Source organism: Micromonospora tarensis (assembly GCF_016803395.1).
GTDB classification, from domain to species: Bacteria; Actinomycetota; Actinomycetes; order Mycobacteriales; family Micromonosporaceae; genus Micromonospora; species Micromonospora tarensis.
The window spans coordinates 1-1673 of record NZ_JAEVHL010000486.1 but is presented as its reverse complement, the minus strand read 5'-3'; the positions used below and the strand labels follow the sequence as shown (position 1 = coordinate 1673).

General features: G+C 67.0%; 1 pseudogene. It reads left to right on the top strand.

Annotated features, from left to right (window positions below):
* Positions 1 to 348 precede the first annotated feature (348 nt).
* Positions 349 to 1634: pseudogene (locus JM949_RS35800) on the top strand (IS256 family transposase).
* The last annotated feature ends 39 nt before the right edge of the window (positions 1635 to 1673 follow it).

Below are 1673 nucleotides of genomic sequence, written 5' to 3'. Positions count from 1 at the left end.
GGCGTCGGCTCGCCCGGGTCGCCTCGTCCGCCCGGCCGCGTCGCCTTCTTCGCGTCGCCTCGTCCGCCCGGCCGCGTCGCCTTCGCTGCCCGGCCGCGTCGCCTTCGCTGCCCGGCCGGGACGCCTTGTACCCGCGGCGCGGGGGCACCATCGCCCGACCGTGGCACACGCACCGGCCCACACCGCGAGATCTTGGACAGTTTCCGTTCGTGCGTAACGGAAACTGTCCAAGATCTGGGTGTGGACACGCCGCTGGCCGGCACCCCGGGTGGGGGTGCGGGTCTGTGGATCTAAAGGTGTTTCCGGCCTGACCTGCCGGGCGTTGTGCCTGGTGAGGAGGGTGCCGTGATGACCGCGACACTGAACGATCAGACCGGACGGAAGAAGCGGGCGGAGCCGTCGGCGGAGGCGAAGGCCGCCGCCGAGCTGGTCCGAGCCGCGAAGGAGCAGGGCCTGTCGCTGACCGGTCCGGACGGGCTGCTCAGGCAGTTGACCAAGACGGTCCTGGAGACCGCGTTGAACGAGGAGATGACCGAGCACCTCGGCTATGCCAAACACGAAACCGACGGTGCCGGGTCGGGCAACGTCCGCAACGGCAGCCGGTCGAAGACGGTGTTGACCGACGCGTCGGGGCTTGTGCAGATCGACGTGCCTCGGGATCGGGCGGGCACGTTCGAGCCGCAGATCGTCCGCAAGCGGCAGCGCCGGCTCTCCGGGGTCGACGAGGTCGTGTTGTCGTTGTATGCCAAAGGGTTGACGACCGGGGAGATCAGCGCGCACTTCGCCGAGATCTACGGCGCTTCGGTCAGTAAGGAGACGATCTCGCGGATCACCGACAAGGTGATCGAGGAGATGACCGACTGGTCCCACCGACCCCTGGACGCCATCTACGCGGCGGTGTTCATCGACGCGATCGTGGTCAAGGTCCGCGACGGCAGGTCGCGAACCGGCCGTTCTACGCCGCGATCGGGGTCACCCTCGACGGCGAGAAGGACATCCTCGGGCTGTGGGCCGGCACCGGCGGTGAGGGCGCGAAGTTCTGGATGAGCGTGCTGACCGACCTGCGTAACCGGGGCGTGAAGGACGTGTTCTTCCTCGTCTGCGACGGCCTGAAAGGGCTGCCCGAGGTCGTCACGAACGTGTGGCCGGCCACGATCGTGCAGACCTGCATCATCCATCTGATCCGCAACACGTTCCGGCTCACCTCCCGCAAGTACTGGGACGCGCTGAAGCACGACATCAAACCGATCTACACCGCCGTCAACGCCACCGCCGCCCGGGCCGCGTTCGAGGACCTGGCCGAGAAGTGGGGCGGCAGGTATCCGGCGGTGATCCGGCTGTGGGACAACGCCTGGGCCGAGTTCATCCCATTCCTCGACTACGACCTGGAGATCCGCAAAGTCATCTGCTCGACCAACGCGATCGAATCCTTGAACGCCCGCTACCGACGGGCGATCAAGGCCCGCGGCCACTTCCCGAACGAGCAGGCCGCGTTGAAGTGTCTGTACCTGGTGACCCGGTCCCTGGACCCCACCGGCACAGGACGAACCCGATGGACGATGCGCTGGAAACCCGCGTTGAACGCCTTCGCCATCACCTTCAGCGACCGCTTCCCAGCCGCTGAAACCTACTAACCAAGATCGCCGGAAACACCGTTAGCGAGACAGCCCCGG